21 protein-coding genes are annotated in these 21745 nt (G+C 60.5%); 5 read left to right on the plus strand and 16 right to left on the minus strand.

Translation table 11 applies throughout. The features are described from left to right. Nucleotides 1-193 precede the first annotated feature (193 nt). The 3 genes from MHH62_RS07325 to phnN all read right to left on the minus strand — a co-directional run bounded on the left by MHH62_RS07325 (nt 194) and on the right by phnN (nt 6118). On the minus strand, nt 194-2659 hold the full coding sequence (locus MHH62_RS07325; protein WP_339232752.1) for a M10 family metallopeptidase C-terminal domain-containing protein: 2466 nt from the start codon (nt 2657-2659) through the stop codon (nt 194-196). Nucleotides 2660-3580: 921 nt separating this feature from the next. Beyond that, entirely contained in the window at nt 3581-5146 is a 1566-nt protein-coding gene (locus tag MHH62_RS07330) for a M57 family metalloprotease (RefSeq protein ID WP_339232753.1), read from the minus strand. Between the two features lie 405 nt (nt 5147-5551). Continuing rightward, entirely contained in the window at nt 5552-6118 is a 567-nt protein-coding gene (gene phnN, locus MHH62_RS07335) for a phosphonate metabolism protein/1,5-bisphosphokinase (PRPP-forming) PhnN (protein ID WP_014717708.1), read from the minus strand. A gap of 393 nt (nt 6119-6511) precedes the next feature. Here phnN and MHH62_RS07340 point away from each other — a divergent pair, with 393 nt between their 5' ends. Next, the gene (locus MHH62_RS07340; protein WP_339232755.1) at nt 6512-7861 is read left to right on the plus strand and encodes an MFS transporter; all 1350 of its coding nucleotides are present in this window, start codon (nt 6512-6514) and stop codon (nt 7859-7861) included. A gap of 647 nt (nt 7862-8508) precedes the next feature. Here the strand turns inward: MHH62_RS07340 and MHH62_RS07345 are convergent. The 10 genes from MHH62_RS07345 to ccmA form a co-directional block, all read right to left on the minus strand. Beyond that, nucleotides 8509-8904: a hypothetical protein gene (locus tag MHH62_RS07345; RefSeq protein WP_005786516.1), complete on the minus strand. Its 396-nt coding sequence runs from the start codon at nt 8902-8904 to the stop codon at nt 8509-8511. A 16-nt stretch (nt 8905-8920) separates the two neighbouring features. Then, nucleotides 8921-10111, minus strand: a complete 1191-nt coding sequence (gene ccmI / locus MHH62_RS07350) for a c-type cytochrome biogenesis protein CcmI (protein ID WP_339232756.1) — start codon at nt 10109-10111, stop codon at nt 8921-8923. Then, entirely contained in the window at nt 10104-10577 is a 474-nt protein-coding gene (locus tag MHH62_RS07355) for a cytochrome c-type biogenesis protein (RefSeq protein ID WP_019820370.1), read from the minus strand. The genes ccmI and MHH62_RS07355 overlap by 8 nt, the downstream gene beginning before the upstream one ends. Further along, the gene (locus MHH62_RS07360) at nt 10574-11110 is read right to left on the minus strand and encodes a DsbE family thiol:disulfide interchange protein (RefSeq protein ID WP_014717705.1); all 537 of its coding nucleotides are present in this window, start codon (nt 11108-11110) and stop codon (nt 10574-10576) included. Before MHH62_RS07360 ends, MHH62_RS07355 begins: the two co-directional genes overlap by 4 nt. After that, entirely contained in the window at nt 11107-13095 is a 1989-nt protein-coding gene (locus MHH62_RS07365) for a heme lyase CcmF/NrfE family subunit (protein ID WP_339232757.1), read from the minus strand. The genes MHH62_RS07360 and MHH62_RS07365 overlap by 4 nt, the downstream gene beginning before the upstream one ends. A gap of 3 nt (nt 13096-13098) precedes the next feature. Further along, nucleotides 13099-13557 (minus strand): cytochrome c maturation protein CcmE, encoded by a 459-nt coding sequence (ccmE, locus tag MHH62_RS07370; protein WP_014717703.1) that lies wholly within the window; start codon nt 13555-13557, stop codon nt 13099-13101. Then, the gene (ccmD, locus tag MHH62_RS07375; RefSeq protein WP_003172771.1) at nt 13554-13730 is read right to left on the minus strand and encodes a heme exporter protein CcmD; all 177 of its coding nucleotides are present in this window, start codon (nt 13728-13730) and stop codon (nt 13554-13556) included. Before ccmD ends, ccmE begins: the two co-directional genes overlap by 4 nt. Continuing rightward, entirely contained in the window at nt 13727-14482 is a 756-nt protein-coding gene (locus tag MHH62_RS07380) for a heme ABC transporter permease (protein ID WP_014717702.1), read from the minus strand. The genes ccmD and MHH62_RS07380 overlap by 4 nt, the downstream gene beginning before the upstream one ends. 87 nt (nt 14483-14569) lie before the next feature. Next, on the minus strand, nt 14570-15238 hold the full coding sequence (ccmB, locus tag MHH62_RS07385) for a heme exporter protein CcmB (protein ID WP_014717701.1): 669 nt from the start codon (nt 15236-15238) through the stop codon (nt 14570-14572). Beyond that, nucleotides 15235-15870, minus strand: a complete 636-nt coding sequence (gene ccmA / locus MHH62_RS07390; RefSeq protein ID WP_014717700.1) for a cytochrome c biogenesis heme-transporting ATPase CcmA — start codon at nt 15868-15870, stop codon at nt 15235-15237. The genes ccmB and ccmA overlap by 4 nt, the downstream gene beginning before the upstream one ends. Nucleotides 15871-16070: 200 nt before the next feature. Between ccmA and MHH62_RS07395 the strand changes: the two genes are divergently transcribed. Continuing rightward, nucleotides 16071-17648 (plus strand): flagellar hook-length control protein FliK, encoded by a 1578-nt coding sequence (locus MHH62_RS07395; RefSeq protein ID WP_014717699.1) that lies wholly within the window; start codon nt 16071-16073, stop codon nt 17646-17648. Continuing rightward, nucleotides 17645-17974, plus strand: coding sequence for an EscU/YscU/HrcU family type III secretion system export apparatus switch protein (locus MHH62_RS07400; RefSeq protein WP_014717698.1), 330 nt, complete (start codon nt 17645-17647; stop codon nt 17972-17974). The genes MHH62_RS07395 and MHH62_RS07400 overlap by 4 nt, the downstream gene beginning before the upstream one ends. A gap of 70 nt (nt 17975-18044) precedes the next feature. Here the strand turns inward: MHH62_RS07400 and glp are convergent, their stop codons facing one another. Both glp and moaB read right to left on the minus strand, forming a co-directional pair. Beyond that, nucleotides 18045-19271 (minus strand): gephyrin-like molybdotransferase Glp, encoded by a 1227-nt coding sequence (glp, locus tag MHH62_RS07405; RefSeq protein ID WP_032874106.1) that lies wholly within the window; start codon nt 19269-19271, stop codon nt 18045-18047. Beyond that, nucleotides 19255-19794 carry a molybdenum cofactor biosynthesis protein B gene (gene moaB / locus MHH62_RS07410; RefSeq protein WP_014717696.1) on the minus strand — a complete coding sequence of 180 codons (540 nt, stop codon included), beginning with the start codon at nt 19792-19794 and terminating at the stop codon, nt 19255-19257. Before moaB ends, glp begins: the two co-directional genes overlap by 17 nt. A gap of 76 nt (nt 19795-19870) precedes the next feature. Here moaB and mobA point away from each other — a divergent pair, with 76 nt between their 5' ends. Beyond that, nucleotides 19871-20473: a molybdenum cofactor guanylyltransferase MobA gene (gene mobA / locus MHH62_RS07415; protein WP_197865207.1), complete on the plus strand. Its 603-nt coding sequence runs from the start codon at nt 19871-19873 to the stop codon at nt 20471-20473. Between the two features lie 79 nt (nt 20474-20552). Beyond that, nucleotides 20553-20774, plus strand: coding sequence for a YgdI/YgdR family lipoprotein (locus MHH62_RS07420; RefSeq protein WP_003189935.1), 222 nt, complete (start codon nt 20553-20555; stop codon nt 20772-20774). 55 nt (nt 20775-20829) lie between these two features. Here the strand turns inward: MHH62_RS07420 and MHH62_RS07425 are convergent, their stop codons facing one another. After that, on the minus strand, nt 20830-21720 hold the full coding sequence (locus MHH62_RS07425) for a pseudouridine synthase (protein WP_014717693.1): 891 nt from the start codon (nt 21718-21720) through the stop codon (nt 20830-20832). Between the last annotated feature and the right edge of the window lie 25 nt (nt 21721-21745).

Genomic DNA, 21745 nt, shown 5'->3' on the forward strand with positions numbered 1-21745 from the left:
ATTAATTACCCGACAAACCAATCTTTATATAAGTATCACAGCACCCGCTTTACTGACGAACATCAAGCCATTGCTGATTGTTTGCACTTATACACTGCGTAATACATGATTTGATTTTGCAACAGACTCGATTTAAATCGAGCAATCAGCGCGACTTTTTTACTTATAAAAGCAGCACGCTACTTGAACGTATTCAGCGTGCGGCTGCCGGTGAATGGCGCCCGTTCCAAGACCGCGCTGAATACGCCGACTGATCGTTTCGACTGGCAGCTCTCGGCTCGCAAGGATCCGGTTGCGGATCACAGGGATCTGGACGAGGCGTCGGCTCGCGGGTCACCGGCCATGGCCGGGGCTCACGCGGGTTCGGGCGCGGCATGGGCTCACACGGGGCCGGACGTGGTGTCGGCTCGCGGGGCTCAGGCCGTGGCCTGGGGTCACGCGGGGACGGGCGCGGCATGGGCTCACACGGGTCTGGACGTGGTGTCGGCTCGCGGGTCTCCGGGCGTGGCCGGGGGTCACGCGGCTTCGGGCGCGGCGTTGGCTCACACGGGTCTGGACGTGGTGTCGGCTCGCGGGTCTCCGGGCGTGGCCGGGGGTCACGCGGCTTCGGGCGTGGCGTTGGCTCCCACGGGTCTGGACGTGGCGTCGGTTCGCGGGTCTCCGGGCGTGGCCAAGGGTCACGCGGGTGCGGGCGTGGCGTGGGCTTCCACGGGGCTGGACGTGGCGTCGGCTCGCGGGTCTCCGGGCGTGGCCGAGGGTCACGCGGCTTCGGGCGTGGCGTTGGCTCCCACGGGTCTGGACGTGGCGTAGGCTCGCGGGTCTCAGGCCGTGGCCTGGGTTCACGCGGGGACGGGCGCGGCTTTGGCTCACACAGGTCTGGACGTGGCGTCGGCTCACAAGGCTCTGGCCGTGGCTTCGGCTCACAGCGGTCCGGACTTGGCGTCGGCTCACAAGGCTCTGGCCGTGGCTTCGGCTCACAGCGGTCCGGACTTGGCTTCGGCTCACAAGGCTCTGGCCGTGGCTTCGGCTCACAGCGGTCCGGACTTGGCTTCGGCTCACAAGGCTCTGGCTGTGGCTTCGGCTCACAGCGGTCCGGACTTGGCTTCGGCTCACAAGGGTCTGGCTGTGGCTTCGGCTCACAGCGGTCTGGACTTGGCTTCGGCTCACAAGGGTCTGGCTGTGGCTTCGGCTCACAGCGGTCTGGACTTGGCCTGGGCTCCTCAGGCTTTGGCTCCTTCGGTTTGGGCTCAGGCTTGGTTTTGGGCTCGTCGAATTGAGGCCGCGGCGCAGGCTTGGGGTCTTTCGGTTCAGGGTTTGGCGTAGGGGTATCGCCGTGTGCCACGACATCACCCGCGTTTATCCGGCCGATGCTTTTTACGAACAGGTCAGCCTTGCCGTTGCCCGTCAGGTCCAGGGCCAGACTTCCCTCATTACTGCCCTCGCTGTAACTCATCACAGCCTGGCCGGGTTGACCCGTTAAGCGATCAACGAATTTAAGCGCACTGAGATTGGCCCTTTTCAAAGCCCCGGAGACGTCAATTTTGTCTGCACCACTTTCAAAATCCAGAATTACATCGGGGTTATCCGGCGTGGAATCATTGGCATGGTCATAGACAAAAGTGTCTGCCCCCCCTCCCCCTGACAACCGGTCTGCTCCACCGCCCCCTTTGAGACGATTGGCGACCTGGTTACCTATGAGAGCGTCATCTCCCTTGCCGCCCACCGCGTTTTCCAGTGTGACGCCCTTGGCTATGGAGACATTACCCTTCAACGCACCGACATCCGAAAAAGACTCGGCATTGAGATTGATTTTCTGAGGCTGTGAATACCCAGAGAAATCCAACGTGTCTTTCCCACCACCATCCCACACACAAAAAACAGGGTTGTCATTTGGCGACTTCAAACTAAGCGCTTCACGGTTCGTATTGGAATTAAACCCATAGGTTGTATCGGTATTGCGCGTATTGGTATTCGGCCCATACAGTTTCTGGACAGCCGAGATGTCATCCATCATCGGCGCAGAAGGGTTCAACAATTTGAAGTCGTGGCCTGGCTGGTTTTTTTCTGAATAGTAACTCATCACCGAACGCGCTCGAGTATCCCCTGCATAGACTGCGTCACGCCCATAGTTACCAAAACCATCATAACGCCCCGGGTGTTCCAGGCCGATTGAATGACCTATTTCATGGATAAGCACCCCGCGAAAATAATGACCCAGTGGAGGGTTCGCCCCCGCATTCGCCGTTCCAATATTTACGAAGGTTCGAGTCATGAACTTATCAGGCAGTGAGGCCACTCCCCCCGGTGTTCCGGGCATTTCACTGATATCAACATGACCGTCTGAATGTTGCGGTTTTTCAGTAAATGTAACGTTAGCGACATCCTGCCAGGATTGCAGTGCCTGCCTGACCTGCTCTGCCTGCTGCGGGGTAAAGCCCTTGGAGACGCGAACGGACAAGGTAATTTTGCCGTCACCATTATTATCATGAACCTTGAAACCGTTGCGGGTGATGTGTTTTCCCGCCTGTTCCGTAGTAAACACCGGCTTTTTACTATTGAGTGTATAGGCCCCGGCAGGGCTTTCTGGGCTGATACTGCTATTAAGAGCTGGTTCCTTGGGTATAACAATATTAGGTGTGGATGGTCCTGGCACTCTCATAAACCAACGTCCTCATAAAAATCAGACTCGAGGCTGTAACATCAGCACGTTCGAGATACCGATTCCCGCCCACCAAGAGCAGCAGTAGTTATCGGCACAGCGTTAAATTCGCACACTCCCTTGCCGTACACCAGCGGTGAAATAATTCAACTCGACACACTCTAAAATTTAAAAACACTTTAATCTTATACTTGAAAACTTCCGAAACCCCAGAACAGATAGCACTTTAACCGCAAACATGATAACTCTTTGTTTTGCATGAACATTAAACCTCACAAACACACTTTACATAATTTTTATTGCAAAGCGTTATTCACAATCAGACAACACCCCAATCGCCCAAAAACCTATACCCGACTGGCAACTTTTAACCCGTCCTACACAACAACCCAATGCACAGACGAATAGCAGAGTTCGTATTGAAAGAAAAAACCTGCAGTGCTCATACAACGGCTTTAGTCTGGCCGAGGACGGTCATTGAATGTACTGCAACAACCGATCCGGCTGACGCTCCAAAACTGAAACATGAAAACACACTGCAATACGGCCAGTGTGTGCCTCAACGGGAGTGTTCGACGGTTGAGCAGAGCCTTGCAGGCGCCCTATGAAGCGACGAAGCAGAACGATCACCGAGCGCTGATAGCCCGCTGCAAAGGACACGGCTGAAGGGAGAAAACGTACGGCAGGCAGGCTTGAACGCGGTGATGCGCGCGTCCAAGCCTGGACAGAGGTAACCGGGAGAGCGGCGCTACGGCACAAAGGTGCAAGCGCAATCGTTGGGTTGCAGGGGCTGGCATTCCCAGGCAATCACCGTCAGGAAAAGCTGCAAGCTCAAGGCGGTGAAAGGTACGCGTGTTGTTGGTCAGACGCTGCGATGGCATGCTCTGGGCTGATCAAGGGACTAGCCAATAGCCACCGGACTCACCGGAATATCGACCGCACCTTATTTACAAACCCCTTGAACGATGAAAAAACTTTCTGGATAAACCTTCTCCCCGGCCGGGGCGCCGGGCCGGGGCTTGGCCTCGGCTCTGGCTGTGGGTCAGGGTCAGGCTTGGGATCAGGCTTGGAGTCAGTCGGCTCCGAAATGGGACTGGGAACGGGACTGGGAACGGGTTCCGACACAGGGACAACAGTGGGCCCAGGCGTCGGTGTGACAGTCGGCGCCTCACCGTTCCAGATCACATCCGTCTGCTTGATCTGGCTTTGGCTGGCGATCATCAGATCCGCCGTGCCGTTCCCCGTTGTATCCACAGCCAACGTGGAACGGCCAGTCTTCGAGTCATGACCGAGCACGGCATCTCCCGCTTTTGTGCCGAATTTATCAACGAAATTCAACGACTTGATCCCTGCCTCCTGGAGAACGCCGGTGAGGTCGATCTTGTCGAGCCCGCTTTGAAAGTCCTGAATAACGTCTGGGTTCTGCGGTGTCGAATCGCCGATGCGGTGATACACAAATGTGTCTGCCCCTGCACCGCCGTGCAACTTATCGGCACCCTTGCCGCCCGTAAGGCGATTGTTGCCCTCGTTTCCCGTCAAGGTATCGTTGCCGGCACCGCCGATGGCATTTTCGACAATGACGCCCTTGGCAATCGATACGTTCCCGCGCAAGCCTCCCACGTCCGAAAACGCCTCAGCCTTGAGGTTGATGGTTTGGTTCTGGGTAAACCCGGAGAAATCGAGCGTATCGTTACCGCCGCCATCCCAGACGGTAAAAATCGGCTTGTCACTCCCCTGCTTGAGGCTGTAGACCTCGCGACCGGCATTGGAATTGAAGCCATAGGTAGTGTCGGTATTGCGGGTCTTCGTATTGGCGCCATAGAGCCGCTGTGCTGCCGCGACATCGTCCATCATCGGTGCCGCCGGGCTGCGGCCGGCAAACTTGTGCCCCGGTTGATGGGTCTCGGCCCAATAGCTCATGACACTGCGTGCCTTGGTGTCCTGTGCATATTCGGCACTGCGCTCGTAGTTGAAGCCCTGGCCATTGTATTCACCTGGATGACTGAGCCCCAGGGTATGCCCCAGTTCATGGATCAACAAACCCAGAAAGTGGCTGCCCATGGTCGGGTTCTGCCCACCCGAAGTGCCTATATTGGCCTGGACTTTTGCATGCTGACCGAACGGAAAGGTTGCCCAGCCTCCCGATCCGCCAGTCCCCTTGATAGTGATCTTGCCATCGGTGTTTGAGCCATTTTCAACAAATTCGATATTGGCGATATCCGCCCAGTATTGAAGGGCTTGCCTGGCTCGCTCTTTCTGCGCCGCATTGAACCCCCCGGAAAAGTTAAACCCCACCACAACTTTTCCATCTCTATTACTGTCCTTAAACTTCGCATTACTGCGCGTAATATGTTTCGCCGCCTGGTCCGTGGTGAAAGATTTTTTATTATTAGCCCAACGAATAACTTGCTTTTCATCAGGTGAAAGATTGGAGTTCAATGTCTCAGGGGGATGCGACTGGAAAGACTGTCTAACTGGGATATGCATGGCACTTTACTACTCTGAACAGTGAAATGAATCGTCCATGTACAGGAGTTATCGATGCCGACTGTTCCGTAGTCAGCCCGATAAAGCTCCCATATTGAAAACGCCTTCACCATCGCTAATTCTTTGCAAGAAAACCCTATAAACACGACCGCAAAAAATCCGCACACAGTTTATTCAGCGCAGCACAGCCGCCCCTTATCAATCACGCTAAAACCCTGATACTACAGACGTAAAAACGCGCAAAGCGTTAATTTAATCGGGTCGACAGTTAAACTTCAAACATTCAGCAACCCACTCAAACACATCAGAAAAAAATAAGCTCAGTGCCAGGGTTTTATCTGAGACCTGGCCTCATCAAGCACTACATGACGGGGTTGTCCTAACCTACCGGGACTTGGGTCAGGCTCATACGCAATGCCGGTGGTCCAGGCAGCACAGCAAGCGTTCAACGGTGTGCGCCAATGGGCCGGAATTATCCAACACGAACAAACCCGCGCCGTGACCTGCGATCAATTCGGCAGTGAACCGCGCATTGCGCGCCAGGCGTTGCTCGATATCCGCCAACGACTCCCGCCCACGCGCAATCAGACGTTGGCGCAACACCGCTTGGTCCACCGTCAGCAGCAATACCAGCAAGGTCGGATAACGCTCGCGGGTCTGCGCCAGGTGGGCACGGGAGCCGTTGACCAAAACATCGTCGCCGGCGGCCAGCCAATCGTCGATGTCCTTGGAGATGCCGTAGGACAAGCCATTAGCCTGCCAGCTCAAGGCAAATGCACCCTCGGCCTCCATCGCCGCAAACTGCTCGGGGCTCACGCCTTGCGCCGCTTCGCCCACCGCCTCCGCTGACCGTGTGATTACCCGCCGCACCAGGCGACACCCACGCTCGACCAGGCGTGGGCGCGCGGCGTCCAGCAGGCTGTCCTTGCCCGACCCCGATGGCCCGATGAGATAGATCAACCTGCCCGCCATCAAAACACCCTCTTCGCTTGTCTCCAGACCTGTACCGGCGCCCCGGTGTCAGCATTCGGCGCGTCAAGCCATCGTCAGGGCTGGAAAGTATTTCCAGCCAACCTGCCCTTGCAGGCCGGCGGCGGCCACATTACCCGAGTGTGACCCACCGCGCACCACGCTCGGCACGTGCACCAGGCTTTCCGGGCTTATTGGAGTGAGTATGTAAATTTGTAACAACGATACAACATGAAACAAATGCTCAATGGTCGCCCCTACTCACAATCTATAGAAAGCTCAGCACGTTCCTACATGGGAATGTTTTTCATCCTACAGCTGACAGTTTAAACAAGAATCTAGAACATAGCGTTCGACGTAATTGTAGTAGGCGCGTGCCGTTCAGGGAGTGTGCATGTGCCGAATGAATTGATGGCCCTGTGTCAGGCATTGCCCCATGCAGCCATTCTCGGCTTCGGCATGGCCTTGGCCCAATCTTCGGTAGACCTGGACATCGTGGCGGAGGTCATGCCGCCGCCCATGCTGGCAGGATTGCTCATTTCCATGGGTAGCCTGGGGGATCGCAAAGGCCATCGCAAACTCCTTCTGATCGGCTCACTGGGGTTTACCCTGGTGTCGGTGATGACCGCTTATTCCAGCACCGCCACGCAGTTGGTCGTGGGACGCGCATGCATGGGGGTTTTCGGGGCGATGTTGATGCCGTCAACGCTGGCGCTGATTCGCTCAGTGTTCGAGGACCGGGAAGAGCGTCGCCTGGCCGTGGCGATCTGGGCAACCACCTTGACCGTCGGTTCTGCGCTTGGGCCGTTGGTCGGCGGCATATTGCTGGAGTTCTTCAGTTGGGGGTCGATTTTTCTCCTGGCCGTACCGGTGCTGGTGCCTCTGTTGATCCTCGGCCTCTGGCTGCTGCCTGAGTCCGAGCCGGACGCGTCGGGGCCGATGGATGTCATCAGCATTGCGCTCTCGATGGTCGCCCTCAGTGCGCTGGTGTACAGCATCAAGCATGTCGCCAGTGAAGGGCCGGACGCCTGGGCACTGGCGGTATTGGCCGTTGCAATCGTGAGCGGCTGGCAATTCGTACGCCGTCAGTTGCGCCTCCCTACCCCCTTGATGGACCTGAGCCTGTTTCGCAACAAGACGTTCAGCGGCTCGGTGACCATTAACCTGATGAGCCTGGCCTTCCTGATCGGCTTCGTGTTCTTTGCCACTCAGTTGCTGCAAATCGTCCTGGGCATGTCGCCCTTGAACGCCAGCCTGGCGCTGATACCGGGCCAACTCATGGCAATTGTGGTGGGGATCCTGATCGTCCCGGTCGCCCAGCGCGTCTCGGTCAATGTCCTGATTCCCATCCTGCTGGCCTTCACTGCCGGCGCGTTTTTGCTGGTGGCCAGCCTCGGTAGCAGTTTGACGGTGATCGTGGTTGCGTTTGCCTTGTTGAACATTGGCGTCGGCGCCATTGCTACCGTCTCTAACGACGTGATCCTGTCGGCCGCCCCAGCCAACAAAGCCGGCGCCGCGTCAGCCATCAGCGAGACGGCCTATGAAGTCGGCGTAGTACTCGGCACCACCGTGCTCGGTGGCCTGGTGACGGCGTACTACCGTGGCACGCTGCACCTACCGGACTTCTTGAGCCCTATGCAAATGCAACTGGCAAGCGAAACCTTGGCAGGCGCCACGCAATCTCGGCCACCCTGGCGCACGACCAGGCCAGTGAACTCATGGGCAACGCTATACAGGCATTTGTAGGAGGGACTCAACTGATGGCCTGGGCCACCTTCAGCTTGGCAGTGCTGGCCATTGTCATCGCCAGGCGCACATTGAAAGGCCAGGAGACTGCGCCGGTGTGAAGTGGGTGCGGGCGGACGAACCAAGTACATCTTGAGTGCGGGGGTAACCCGACAGGACGCCGGGTTAGATCCAACATCCCGATCGACTGTCAGGCCGCCTTCGCGAGCAAGCCCGCTCCCACACTTGGATTGCGGGGCGTCAGGTAGATAGGTATCGGCTGGCAGGCCGTCATCGCAGGCAAGCCAGCTCCCACAATTGGTCAGGTGTCGGCTGTCAGGCAAGCTGCCGCCCAACTATAGGGCGATGCGAGGGAGCTTGCTCCCGTGACGGCTTGACAGCCGACGCTGGGCCAACTGAAGCGCTGCGATCCAAATGTGGGAGCTGGCTTGCCTGCGAAGGCGGCTTGGCAGCCGACCAATATGTTGGATCCAGACCGAGTACATATCCGTTATTGAGGTAACAGCCACTTAGGGTTCCGCCCAACGGCGGCTACAATCTACAAAGTTGTGTAGATACCTATAGTCATCGCAGGCAAGCCCGCTCCCACAGTGGAGAGCATTTCAAATCGGAAATAAAAAAGGCGACCTGAACACGGTCGCCTTTTGTCATTGCGCGTACTGCTTGCTCAGCCCCGGCGGCACGCCCTGCACGTTGGTTTCTTCCCATGGCCCGTTGGGGCTGATGGACCGGCTCCAGCCGTTGCTCCAGCGGTAGTAGGTGCGCTGGCGGTAGAAGGTGTCAGGCTGGTCATCCAGCACGTACACCTGCATCTTGCCGTCCCAGTGGCTGGCGGCGCCCGGCGGTGGGGCGAAGGTCGGCGATTTGCTTGGCAGAGGCTTGGGCGGCGGCGTCACCGGGCCAGATGGTTTGGTGCTCGGCTGGGTCGAGGGGCCAGACGGTGGAATAGTCGGGCCGGTCGGCGCCGCAGGTGGGCGGTGGACCGCACAGGCGCTCAGGCCCAGTACCAGGCTGAGCAGGGTGATGCGTGCAAATGCGGTCATGGGTGTGTCCTCAGAATTACTGGTCCGGAGTGTCGATGGTCAATTGCTGCAGCGCAGTGGTGCTGCTGGCCAACGGTTGGCTGCGGCCGATCCATTCGCCAGCGGTCGGTTGGCCGGCCCGGGATATGCGCGCAACCAGTTGGACTTCGGGGAAGTTGGACAGTTTCAACTGCGGCATCATCGCGTCGGCATCGCCCAGTTCGACGGTGACCGGCAATGCGTCGACGGTTACACGCTTGGCCGCCAAGGGCGCCGGGGGGCCGTTTACGGCGCGGGCGAAGATGAACACGCTGTCGCCTGGCAGGGCCTTGGCTTTCACCTCGGCAGATACGTCCACCCGCACGGTCAGCAGCGCCTTGGGCGCCTGAGCCAGGCTGCCACCGCTCTCCTTGAGCTTCTCTGCCGCGCGGTCAATTCCGCCTTGCAAGGCGACACGGGAATTGTCCTCTGGCGGCAGTTGCGCGAGCAGGCGGTTCCAGTAGTCGATGGCTTCCTGATAACGCTGGCCCTCAAAGGCAGCGATACCCAACAGGCCAAGGCTGGTGACTTCCTTGGGGTCGAGCTTCAAGGCTTCGTCGGTCAGCGCCTGAACCTGAGGCGACCATTGTTTGTTGTCGGCAAAGTACTGCGCCTGGGCCCATTGGCCGAGCAGTTCCGGTTGGCGCCCGGCCAACGCAACCGTACGTTCAAAGACTTTGGCGGCATCGGCGGCACGGTCCTGGGCCATATAGGCGCGCCCAAGGAAGTACAAACCTTCTGCCGAATCCGGTTGCGCGGCGGCGGCGCGTTCCAGGCGGCGGGTCATGTCGGCCATGGACACCGGCGGTTGGGAAAACTCACGGGTCAGTTCAACCTTGTCGCTCGCCCCATAATGCAGGTACAGCGCCACGCCCAGCACAGGCACCAGAAACGCCGCCAAAAACGGCAGCGGTTTGCCTAACCGCGATTCGCGGGGTTTTTCCACACCTTCGGTGTCGGCCAGCAACTCGCGGGCCGCTTCGGCGCGGCCGGTGTCGAGTTGCGCGGTATTCAACACACCTTCGTCCTGCTGCACTTGCAGCTCGGCGACGCGTTCCTGGTACAGCGCCACGTTCAACGCGGTGCGATCCTCTTCACGCTGGGCACGACGGCCACGCAACACAGGGATCAACAGGAAACTCAGGGCAATCAGTAGCAGCAAACCGGCTGCGAGCCAGAAATCAATCATCAGTCTTGGTGTCCAGCAATTGGTCGAGGCGTTTACGCTCTTCAGGGGACAGCGCATCGGCGCCATCAATCGGTGCGACACGGCGCCGACGCACGATCACGGCCATCACCACCACGCCGGCCAGCAGCAGCCCGGCCGGGCCAAACCACAGCAGCGCGGTCTTGCCGGTGAGTGCCGGTTTGTAGCGTACGAAATCACCGTAGCGGTCGACCATGAAGTCGATGATCTGCTGGTCGTCCTTGCCCTCCCCCAGCATGCGGAAAATCTCTCTGCGCAGGTCGGTGGCGATCGGGGCGTTGGAGTCGGCGATGTCCTGGTTCTGGCATTTGGGGCAGCGCAGTTCCTGGGTCAGGTCGCGGAAACGCTCGCGCTCGGCGTCGTTGGCAAATTCGTAGGTGTCGATGGCGGCGTGGGCCACGCCGGCCAGGCCCAGGGTTAAAACGGCAGCGGTCAACCAACGCTTCATGGCTTGGCCTCATCGACCAGGGCCTGGTACTTGGCGGCCAGTTGCTCGCGCCATACCGTTTCGTCGATCACGCCGACGAACTTGTCACGAATCACACCCTTGGCATCGATGAAGAAGGTTTCCGGCGCGCCGTACACGCCCAGGTTCAACCCCAGGTTGCCGTCTTCGTCGCGGATATCCAGCTGGTACGGGTTATGAAATTCCGCCAACCACTTCACGGCCGCCGCATTGTCGTCCTTGTAGTTGATGCCGTAGATCACCACGCCCTTCTCGGCCAGCTTGTTCAGCACCGGGTGTTCGACGCGGCAAGAGATGCACCAGGTGGCCCACACGTTGACCAGCGCCGGCTTGCCCTGCAAATCTGCCTGGGTCAGGGTCTTGTCACCCTGCACCGTTGGCAGGTTGAAGGCGGGGAACGGCTTGCCGATCATCGCCGAAGGCAGCTCGGCCGGGTCCAGGTACAACCCGCGATACAGGAACACCGCCACCAGCAGGAACATCGCCAGCGGCACAACCATCAACCAACGCTTCATACCGCAGCTCCCGAAAGGCCAAGCGCTTCACGCACCCGGCTCTTGACCTTGACCCGATAGCGCCGGTCCAGCGCTGCGAGCAACCCGCCGAACCCGGTGAGCAACCCGCCGAACCAGATCCAGCGCACGAACGGTTTGACATGCACGCGCACGGCCCAGGCGCCATCGCCCAGGGGTTCACCGAGGGCTACATACAGGTCACGGGTGAAACCTGCGTCAATGCCAGCCTCGGTCATCATCGAACTTTGCACGGTGTACAGGCGTTTCTCCGGGTGCAGCACGGCGATTTCCTTGCCATTACGCACCACGCGCACCGTGCCTTTGTCGGAGGTGAAGTTCGGCCCTTCAAAGTGCTTGGCACCTTCGAAGATGAAGTGGTAACCGGCCAGGTCCATGGACTCGCCCGGCGCCAGGCGCAGGTCGCGCTCGGCGCTGTTCTGGCTGGACAGCACCACCCCAAGGGCGCACACCGCAATACCAATGTGGGCGATCTGCATGCCCCAATAGCTGCGGGTCAGAGTGGGCAGGCCATTGATCAGGCCTTTGTGGCGCGTCTTGTCGACGATGTCCCGCGCCCCCGCCAGCAACACCCAGGCCGCCAGCAGGAAGGTGGCGAGTACCGCCCAATTGAAGTCGCCGTAGGCAAACCCGGCGATCACCGCCAGGGCCACGCTGCCGAGCAGCACCGGCATCAGCATGCCCGCCAGCCATTTCACCGGGGTGTCTTTCCAGCGCACCAGCACGCCGACCGCCATCACTACCATCAACAGGCCCATCAACGGGATGAACAACGCATTGAAGTACGGCGGCCCCACGGACAGCTTGGCGCCGCTCAAGGCATCCAGTACCAGCGGGTAGAGGGTGCCGAGCAGGATCATCGATGCAGCCACCACCAGTACCAGGTTATTGCCCAGCAACAGGGTCTCCCGCGACCACAGGTTGAAACCGACGTGGCTCTTGACCACCGGAGCACGCAGGGCGAACAGGGTCAGGGAACCGCCGACCACAAACAGCAGGAAGATCAGGATGAACACGCCGCGCTCAGGGTCTGAGGCAAACGCATGCACCGAGGTCAGCACGCCCGAGCGCACCAGGAAAGTGCCGAGCAGGCTGAGGGAAAACGCCGCGATGGCGAGCAGTACCGTCCAGCTCTTGAACACGCCACGCTTTTCGGTGACGGCCAGGGAGTGAATCAGCGCGGTACCCACCAGCCACGGCATGAAGGAGGCGTTTTCCACCGGGTCCCAGAACCACCAGCCGCCCCAGCCAAGTTCGTAATAGGCCCACCACGAGCCCAGGGTGATACCGATACCGAGGAAGGCCCAGGCGACGATGGTCCATGGCCGTGACCAGCGCGCCCAGGCGGCGTCGAGACGCCCGCCGAGCAAGGCGGCGATGGCGAACGCGAAGGCCACAGAAAAGCCCACATAGCCCATGTAGAGCATCGGCGGGTGCACGATCAGGCCGATATCCTGCAGCAACGGGTTGAGGTCGTGACCGTCCACCGGGATCTGCGGCAGGATGCGGGTGAACGGGTTGGAGGTCATGATCAAAAACAGCAGGAAGCCGATGCTGATCATGCCCATCACCGCCAGCACCCGCGCCAGCATCACTTGCGGCAATTGGCGCGAGAACACCGATACAGCGAAGGTCCAGCCGCCGAGGATCAAGGCCCACAACAGCAATGAACCTTCGTGGGCGCCCCACACGGCGCTGAACTTGTAGTACCAGGGCAAAGCGCTGTTGGAATTGTTGGCGACGTAGGCGACGGAAAAATCGTCGGTCATGAAGGCGTAGGTCAGGCAACCAAAGGCGAACAGCAAGAAGGCAAACTGGCCCCAGGCGGCAGGCTGCGCCAGGCTCATCCACAGGCGGTCGCCGCGCCAGGCACCGAGCAAGGGCACCACGGCCTGGACCACGGCAAAGCACAGCGCGAGGATCATCGCCAACTGGCCCAGCTCCGGAATAAACAGTGCGGACGTCATGGCTCAGCCCTCCTTGACTGGGGTGGCGGGCGCGGTTTGGCCGCTGTCTTTCAAGGCTTTGGTGACCTCGGGCGGCATGTATTTTTCATCGTGCTTGGCCAGCACTTCGTCAGCCACCACCACGCCGTCGGCGTTGAGCTTGCCCAGGGCGACAATGCCCTGGCCTTCACGGAACAGGTCCGGGAGGATGCCGCGATAGGTGATGGTCACGGCCTTGTTGAAATCGGTGACCACGAAGGTCACGTCCAACGAATCGCCGGAACGCTTCAACGAGCCCTGCTCCACCATGCCGCCAGCGCGGATGCGCGTATCGACCGGTGCCTCGCCATTGGCGATCTGGGTGGGCGTGTAGAACAGGTTGATGTTCTGCTGCAGGGCGCTCAGGGCCAGGGTCACGGCAATGCCGACGCCGGCCAGGATGGCAAGGATGATCAACAGACGCTTTCTACGCAGCGGATTCACTTTTCGGTCTCCCGGCGCAGACGTCGCGCCTCTTGTTGCAGGTAACGCTTGCGGGCCAGGATCGGCGCGGCGACGTTGAGGGCCAGCACCGCCAGGCAGATGCCATAGGCCGTCCAGACATACAGGCCGTGGTGGCCCATGGCGAGAAAATCACTGAAAGAAGCAAAACTCATCCACGTGCTCCCAGGCAGCTTTGCACTTCGGCCTTTACCCAACTGGTACGGGCTTCACGCTTGAGCACTTCAAGGCGCATGCGCAGCAGCAGTACGGCGCCGAAGAAACAGTAGAAACCCAGCACCATCAGCAGCAACGGCGCCCACATTTCCACGGGCATCGCCGGTTTTTCGGTGAGGGTGAAGGTGGCGCCCTGGTGCAGGGTGTTCCACCACTCCACCGAGTACTTGATGATCGGGATGTTGATCACGCCGACAATCGCCAGCACCGCGCAGGCCTTGGCGGCGCTGTCACGGTTGCTGATGGCGTTGCCCAGGGCAATCAGGCCGAAATACAGGAACAGCAGGATCAGCATCGAGGTCAGGCGCGCATCCCACACCCACCATGAGCCCCATGTCGGCTTGCCCCAGATCGCACCGGTCACCAGCGCCACGGCGGTCATCCACGCACCGATGGGCGCGGCGCATTGCAGGGCTACATCGGCCAGCTTCATCTTCCATACCAGGCCGACGATGCCGCACACCGCCAGCATCACATAGCAGGACTGGGCCAGCATCGCGGCAGGCACGTGGATATAGATGATGCGAAAGCTGTTGCCTTGCTGATAGTCCGGCGGCGCAAAGGCCAGGCCCCAGACCAGGCCGATGCCGATCAGCAGGATGGCGGCGATACTCAACCACGGCAGCAGCTTGCCGCTGATGCCATAAAACCATTTGGGCGAGCCGAGCTTGTGAAACCAGGTCCAGTTCATTGCTGTTTCCATCACGGTGCTTTTCGTCGTGGCGAAAAGCTCAGGGTCTTTACTGACTCAGCGTTATTGACGCCGGGTCAGACCTCATTATTCACCGACGCTGATTTTCAGGCCGGCGGCTATAGCAAAGGGTGTCAGGGTTACCGCCAGGGCGGTCAGGCTACCCAGCCACAAGAGGTAACCGGTCGCCGGCATCCCCATAAGCGCGGCTTGCAAAGCGCCGCTGCCCAGGATCAACACCGGGATATACAAAGGCAGAATCAACAGGGCCAGCAACAGGCCGCCCCGTTTCAAGCCGACGGTCAACGCTGCGCCCACCGCCCCCAACAGGCTGAGCACCGGCGTGCCGAGTAACAAGGACAGGAGCAACACCGGCAGGCATTCAACGGGCAACCCGAGCATCATGGCAAGCAGTGGCGAGAGCAAGACTAGCGCCAAGCCGGAAAAAACCCAGTGTGCCAGCACCTTGGCCAGTACCAGAAGTGGCAAAGGGTGCGACGAAAGGACCCACTGTTCCAGGGAACCGTCTTCGAAATCACTGCGAAACAGCCCGTCCAGCGAGAGCAGAACCGATAAAAGTGCGGCGACCCACACCAGTCCTGGGGACAAGGTTTGCAACAGTTTAGTCTCCGGGCCAACCGCCAGCGGGAACAGCGCGATCACGATGGCAAAGAACACCAGCGGGTTGGCCAGTTCGGCGGGGCGACGGCACAACAGCCGGGCTTCGCGGGCGACCAACAGGGCGAACACACTCATAGCGACCACCGCCCAAGGTCCAGCTCACGGTAGCCAGCGGGCATACGCGCCAAGGTGTGGTGGGTGGTGAGCACCACCAGGCCACCTTGCTCGCAGTGCTGGGCCAGATGTGCTTCGAGTTGAGCCACGCCTTGTTTGTCGAGGGCCGTGAAAGGTTCGTCGAGAATCCACAACGGCGGGCCGGGCAAGTACAAGCGGGCCAGGGCCACGCGGCGCTGCTGGCCGGCGGACAGGGTGTGGCAGGGGACGTCCTCAAAGCCCTTGAGGCCCACCGCGGCCAGGGCCTGCCAGATGGCGTCACGGGAAGCAGGATGATGCAGGGCGCTGAGCCAACTGAGGTTTTCTTCAGCGGTGAGTACGTCCTTGATGCCAGCGGCGTGGCCGATCCAGACCAGGTTGCGCGCAAGCTCGCTACGCTGCTCGTGCAACGGTTTGCCGTTGAGCCGCACCACGCCGGCCGTCGGCTGCATCAACCCGGCCAGCAGGCGCAGCAGGCTGGTCTTGCCGCTGCCATTGGGGCCACTGATTTGCACCATGTCGCCCCCCGAAAGCCGCAGGTCGAGTTGCTCGAACAGCAGGCGCAGGTCGCGTTCACAGGCAAGCGCTACGGCTTCAAGAAGAGGGCTGGTCAAGAGATCGCGGGCCTTTACGGTTCAAGTCGGCGGTGCAGCGGCCGTTATAGTGAGATGCACAATAACGACTTTGGCGACCGATTTTAGAGAGCTGGATCAAATAGTTGTGAGGTTTTTACCGCTCTCTTTGCAGACGGACGGCATTATACATGCGATGTCCTACTCTAAAGAGGGCAATTTCCCCAGAGACGATGCGCACGATGACCGGCGAGATCAACCTTCCTCCACTGCCGCCAACCTCCGCACCCGGGCCCACTCCGCTGCCTGGGGCCGGCGCGTTGCTCAAACTGCTGGAGCCGCAGGCCGGGTTGATCGACCCGGGGAAAACCGTGAACGCCGAGGTCATCGCGCTTAAACAAGGCGGCGAGGCCTTTCAGTTATTGCTCAAACTGACCCTCGCCGGCGGTCGCCAGACGCTGGTGCAAGCCAGCAGCGCCCAGCCCTTGCCCCTGGGCAGCAATGTGGCGGTGAGCCAGACGCCTGCGGGCAACCTGGCCATTACCTTGCAGCAAGCCATGAGTGCCAACGTGGCCGCCCTCACCCGCCTCGACACTAACCAAATACCGGTGGGTACGTTATTGCAGGCCAAGGTGCTGACCACGCAGATGCTGCCCCAGGGCACGGCGCAACCGGCGATCTATCGCTCGCTGGTGAGTGTGCTCAATAACGCCCTGGCCGGTGCCACCCTCACCCTGGAAAGCCCTCAACCGCTGAGGGTGGGCAGCTTGCTCAGCGCCGTGGTGCAGAACGCGCAGACCCTGAACTTCGTACCGCTAAGCGGCCTGAAGGACCAACTGGCCGTGACGCAGCAACTTGCCACTCAGCAAAGTCGCCAAGGCTCGCTGGATGCGGTGTTCACCGCCTTGCAAAACCTGCCCCGTGGCGACAGCACATCGGCCGAGCTGCGGGCCGCCGCCGAGCGCTTGCTGGCGGCGTTGCCCGATCTGGCACAGGTCAGCAATCCCAAGATACTGGCCCAGGTGGTGCAGAACAGCGGCGCCTTTCTGGAAGCCAAATTGCTTGCCGGGCAGAACCCGCAAATCCCACCGCTGGACATGAAAGGCGCGCTGTTACGCCTGGTCGCAGACCTTTTGCCCGCCTTGCCTGCCAGTACCAACCTGAATGCGATCCTCGCCGCCAATACCCTGGCCCAGGTGTTGCCGCACTTCGTGCGCAGCCCGTTGAACACCCTCGGCCAGGTCGGCGCCCGGCAGATACCCGCCGGCTTCCCGCTGCCCGAGCGGCTCATGGCAAAACTGGAAGGTGAAGGCGACTTGGAAAGCCTGCTACGCCTGGCCGCCGGGGCGATCTCGCGCTTGCAGAGCCATCAACTGTCGAGCCTGGAACAGACCGGCATCACCGCCGATGGCCGCCTGCAAACGACCTGGCAGTTGGAGATCCCCATGCGCACCCTGCAAGACATTGTGCCGTTGCAGGTCAAGTTCCAACGCGAGGAGCCCGCGCCAGACAAGGACCAGCCCGAGCGCAAGGATAAAAAAGACCCGAAACAGATGCTCTGGCGCGTAGAACTGGCCTTCGACATGGAGCCGCTGGGGCCACTGCAGGTTCAGGCGCAGTTGTCTCAAGGCAAACTGTCCAGTCAGCTGTGGGCCAGCCGCCCATTCACCGCCAGCCTGATCGAAAGCCATTTGGGCAGCCTGCGCGAGCGCCTGGTGTCATCCGGGCTTAACGTCGGCGACCTGGATTGCCATCTGGGCACCCCGCCCCGTGGGCCAAAAACCGGACTGGAGCAACGCTGGGTGGATGAAACCGCATGAAAAACGCCGCCCCACCCCGCCAGGCCATCGCCCTCAAGTACGACGGCCAACAGGCCCCCACCCTGACGGCCAAAGGCGACGACGCCCTGGCCGAAGCCATCCTCAAATTGGCACGGGAGAATGAAGTACCGATCTATGAAAACGCCGAGTTGGTGAAGCTGCTGGCGCGCATGGAACTGGGGGACAGCATTCCGGAAGAGTTGTACCGCACGATTGCCGAGATCATTGCGTTTGCCTGGACGTTGAAGGGCAAGTTCCCGGCCGGCTACGACCCGGAAGCAGGGCCAGTAGAGCGGGATGTCACTGAGCAGGGTGACGATTACTGATTGCTCATGAGCTCCCCACACATCCAACTGTGGGAGCTGGCTTGCCTGCTCCCACATTTTTGATCTGTGTTCAGTTCAGGACTTCGCTCAAAGGAATGAAGTTGACCCGGTCGCCGATGGCCAGCGTGGTGCCTTCCACTACCTCCACAAAGCCTTCAGCCCACGCCGCACTGCGCAGCACCCCGGAGCTTTGGTTGCGGTAGATGATCGCCTTGCCCTGTTCGATCCGCCCGCGCAGGTACTCGCGGCGGTTGCCGGGCTTGGGCCAGACGAACCCTGCCGACACTTCGAAGCGCAGCGGCTGCACCTGCAGCACACCTTGACGGCGCAGCAGATACGGGCGCGCCAGCAGCGCAAAAGTCACCAGGGTCGAGGCCGGGTTTCCCGGCAGGCCGATCACCGGCACGCCACGAAAATGCCCGAAGGTCAGCGGCTTGCCCGGTTTGATCGCCAGTTTCCACAGCGCCAGCTCACCCTCTTCCCGCAAGGCAATGCCAAGGAAGTCCGCTTCGCCCACCGACACACCGCCGGTCGAGAGGATCAGGTCAACGTTGCCCAGCCCCGCCAGACGCGCGCGGGTCTGTTCCAGATCATCCGGTAGAATCCCGGCATCAATCACTTCGCAGCCCATGCGCCCAAGCCAACTGCACAGCACGCGGCGGTTGCTGTTGTAGATCTGCCCAGGGCCGAGCGGCAACCCTGGCTCGATCAGTTCATCGCCGGTCGACAACACGGCCACGCGCACGCGCCGCACCACCTCGAGTCGATCACGTCCAAGAGACGCGGCCAAACCGAGTTCGATAGGGCCCAGGCGGGTACCGGCACTGAGTACGGTCTCGCCGACCGTGGTTTCCTGGCCCTGGGGACGGATGTTGTCGCCCATCTGCAATGGCTCGGTGAAACTCACGCGCTGGTCGGCATGCACCACGGCGTTTTCCTGCATTTGCACGCAGTCAGCGCCTTGGGGCACCGGTGCGCCGGTAAAGATGCGTGCGCAGGTGCCGGCCGCCAAGGGTTCAGGGGCAGTGCCGGCGAAAATCCGCTGGCTCACCACCAAGGGTTCGCCGGTCCAGTCCGCCAGGCGCACGGCGTAGCCGTCCATGGCACTGTTGGGCCACGGTGGCAGGTCGAGTGTGGAGATCAGATCCTGGGCCAATACCCGGCCATCACACTCAGCCAGGGACAGTACTTCCTCCTCGCGGATCGGCGCGGCGGCGGCCATGTCGAGCAAACGTTGCAGGGCTGCCTCCACCGGCATCAGGGCGCCGGTCTTGCCGGGCTTATCCACGGGATTCACAAGGTTCTGCCTGCTTCAGATGCGGGACGAAATTGCACGGGCGGTGACGGTTATCCAACTGCTCGGCGAGGATGCCGTCCCAACCGGTGCGCACGGCATTGGTGGAGCCTGGCAGGCAGCACACCAGGGTGCCGTTGGCCAACCCCGCCAAGGCGCGCGATTGTACGGTGGAGGTGCCGATATCGGCCACGGATATCTGGCGGAACAGCTCGCCAAAACCATCGACCTGCTTGTCGAGCAGGCAGCTCACTGCTTCAGGGGTACTGTCGCGACCGGTGAAGCCGGTGCCGCCGGTAATCAGCACCACCTGCACCACGTCTTCAGCGATCCAGTGGGCCACCTGGGCGCGAATCTTGTAGAGGTCGTCCTTGAGCAGCACGCGCTCGGCCAGGCGGTGGCCGGCGGCGGTGAGGCGGTCGACGAAGACCTGGCCGGAGGTGTCAGTCTCCAGGGTGCGGGTGTCGCTGACGGTCAATACAGCAATATTCAGGGGTACAAAGGGCGCATCGGCCTTGGCTTTCATGGCACGGTCCGGTTGTCGAAGGAACAGCCCGGTGTTATATCACAGGCCCCTGTTTCCCTGCCGCAGCGCAACCACCATGACGTTTGAATTTTCCTCACTGCCGTGTTCGATCCTATTGCTCGCCGGTGGTCGCGGCCAACGCATGGGCGGCCAGGACAAAGGGCTGCTGGAATGGCAAGGCCAGCCCTTGATCGCCCACCTGCACCAGTTGGCCCGGCCGCTCACCGATGACCTGATCATCTCGTGCAACCGCAACCATGAACGCTACGCGCCCTATGCCGACCAGCAGGTGAGTGACGACAACCCGGACTTCCCCGGCCCGCTGGCCGGTATCCGTGCCGGACTCTTCGCCGCACGCCATGCGCATCTGCTGATATTGCCTTGCGATGTGCCGCAGGTCGATGCGCGACTGCTGGCCGACCTGCGTGGGACCGCACGACGCAACCCGCAGATACCGGTGATGGTGCGCCAGGGTGAATGCTGGGAACCCTTGCTGTGCATCATTCCCACAAGCCTGAAAAACCAGGTGGAAGAGGCATGGCAAGCGGGTGAGCGCAGCCCGCGCAAGCTCTGGCTGCAACTGGGCGCGGTGGCCGTGGAATGCCCGGCCGATGACCCACGCCTGGCCAATCTTAATACGCCCGAGCTGTTGCACCCCGGGGCTGGCATGTCAGAATGAACCCTGCACAAGGAACTTTGCCGGCGTCCCGTACGTCACAAGGTCAGCAATTTAAAAGTATTCTCTCGGAGACAAACTCATGACTCAACGGACCATCGCCGCTCTCATGCTTGCACTGGGCCTCGCCACCCTCGCCGGTTGCGCCTCGCCAACAGTGATCACCCTGAATGACGGTCGCGAAATCCAGGCCGTCGACACCCCGAAATACGATGAAGATTCGGGCTTCTACGAATTCGAACAACTGGACGGCAAGCACACCCGTATCAACAAAGATCAGGTTCGCACCGTTAAAGACCTGTAAGCCTTAACGCTTGCACACAAGGCCCGCCTAGCGCGGGCCTTGTTGTTCCTGGGGTTTACCAGTCCAGGGTGATCTGGCTGCGGAAGCTGCGTTGTTCACCGCTCACCGGGTCGATAAAGCGCACGCCCTGGGCCAGCAGCTTAAGTGGCTTGGCGTAATCGTCCTCGGCATCCTTGATTACTTCGGGGTAAAACGGGTCATTACAGATGCTTGCCCCCAGCGCCGTCATATGCACGCGCAGCTGGTGCTTCTTACCGGTCACCGGGAACAGGCCGTAGCGCCATAGATCAGCGTTTTTCTCGCGCACTTCTACCGCCGTCTCGGTGTTGCTGGCCCCCGGCCCTTCCTGCATGCGAAAGAAAGGCTCGCCATCCACCAAACGGCTTTTGTGCACCAACGGGAAGCTGAGGTGCGGCAAGGCCGGTGCGATGGCTTCGTAGAATTTGTCGATACGTCGTGTGGGAAACAATTGCTGATAGGCCGAACGGCTGTGCGGGTTGGCGGAGAACAGCACCAACCCCGCCGTATGCCGGTCGATGCGGTGCAGAGGCACCAGGGCGGGATTGTCCAGGCGCCGGATCAAGCGTCGCAACAAGGTGTGTTCGACGTACTCGCCAGCGGGTGTCACTGGCAGGAAATGCGGTTTGTCCGCCACCACCAGGTGTTCATCGGCGTACAGGATGTTTTCCTGCACCGGAATCACTTTCTCGTTGAGCACTTCGCGAAAGTAATAGATGCACAGGCCTTCCTTGTAGCCCAGGCCCAGGCTGATCGGGTTGCCATTGACATCCAGCACCCGGCCGCGGGCAATGCGGTCCAGCCACTGTTCGCGGCCAATGGCCGGGAAGTGTGCGCACAGGCAATCGAGCACTGTCACCCAGGAGCCCGGCGGCAAGTACAGGGTGCTGGCTTGGTGCTGGGAGGGGGAAAAAACCAAAGTGGACATGCCGACGCTCAAAGCCTGGAAAACA

The sequence above is a fragment of the Pseudomonas sp. FSL L8-0168 genome (genome assembly GCF_037976155.1).
Classification (GTDB): Bacteria; Pseudomonadota; Gammaproteobacteria; order Pseudomonadales; family Pseudomonadaceae; genus Aquipseudomonas; species Aquipseudomonas paracarnis.

What these genes read in the sequence shown, in the direction of transcription:
- MHH62_RS07425 (WP_014717693.1), bottom strand. Translation starts at nt 21,720, where the DNA reads ATGTCCACTTTGGTTTTTTCCCCCTCCCAGCACCAAGCCAGCACCCTG.
- MHH62_RS07365 (WP_339232757.1), bottom strand. Translation starts at nt 13,095, where the DNA reads ATGACGTCCGCACTGTTTATTCCGGAGCTGGGCCAGTTGGCGATGATC.
- MHH62_RS07420 (WP_003189935.1), top strand. Translation starts at nt 20,553, where the DNA reads ATGACTCAACGGACCATCGCCGCTCTCATGCTTGCACTGGGCCTCGCC.
- ccmD (WP_003172771.1), bottom strand. Translation starts at nt 13,730, where the DNA reads ATGAGTTTTGCTTCTTTCAGTGATTTTCTCGCCATGGGCCACCACGGC.
- MHH62_RS07395 (WP_014717699.1), top strand. Translation starts at nt 16,071, where the DNA reads ATGACCGGCGAGATCAACCTTCCTCCACTGCCGCCAACCTCCGCACCC.
- MHH62_RS07400 (WP_014717698.1), top strand. Translation starts at nt 17,645, where the DNA reads ATGAAAAACGCCGCCCCACCCCGCCAGGCCATCGCCCTCAAGTACGAC.
- MHH62_RS07325 (WP_339232752.1), bottom strand. Translation starts at nt 2,659, where the DNA reads ATGAGAGTGCCAGGACCATCCACACCTAATATTGTTATACCCAAGGAA.
- MHH62_RS07345 (WP_005786516.1), bottom strand. Translation starts at nt 8,904, where the DNA reads ATGACCGCATTTGCACGCATCACCCTGCTCAGCCTGGTACTGGGCCTG.
- MHH62_RS07355 (WP_019820370.1), bottom strand. Translation starts at nt 10,577, where the DNA reads ATGAAGCGTTGGTTGACCGCTGCCGTTTTAACCCTGGGCCTGGCCGGC.
- MHH62_RS07360 (WP_014717705.1), bottom strand. Translation starts at nt 11,110, where the DNA reads ATGAAGCGTTGGTTGATGGTTGTGCCGCTGGCGATGTTCCTGCTGGTG.
- MHH62_RS07380 (WP_014717702.1), bottom strand. Translation starts at nt 14,482, where the DNA reads ATGAACTGGACCTGGTTTCACAAGCTCGGCTCGCCCAAATGGTTTTAT.
- MHH62_RS07330 (WP_339232753.1), bottom strand. Translation starts at nt 5,146, where the DNA reads ATGCATATCCCAGTTAGACAGTCTTTCCAGTCGCATCCCCCTGAGACA.
- moaB (WP_014717696.1), bottom strand. Translation starts at nt 19,794, where the DNA reads ATGAAAGCCAAGGCCGATGCGCCCTTTGTACCCCTGAATATTGCTGTA.
- mobA (WP_197865207.1), top strand. Translation starts at nt 19,871, where the DNA reads ATGACGTTTGAATTTTCCTCACTGCCGTGTTCGATCCTATTGCTCGCC.
- ccmB (WP_014717701.1), bottom strand. Translation starts at nt 15,238, where the DNA reads ATGAGTGTGTTCGCCCTGTTGGTCGCCCGCGAAGCCCGGCTGTTGTGC.
- phnN (WP_014717708.1), bottom strand. Translation starts at nt 6,118, where the DNA reads ATGGCGGGCAGGTTGATCTATCTCATCGGGCCATCGGGGTCGGGCAAG.
- ccmI (WP_339232756.1), bottom strand. Translation starts at nt 10,111, where the DNA reads ATGATTGATTTCTGGCTCGCAGCCGGTTTGCTGCTACTGATTGCCCTG.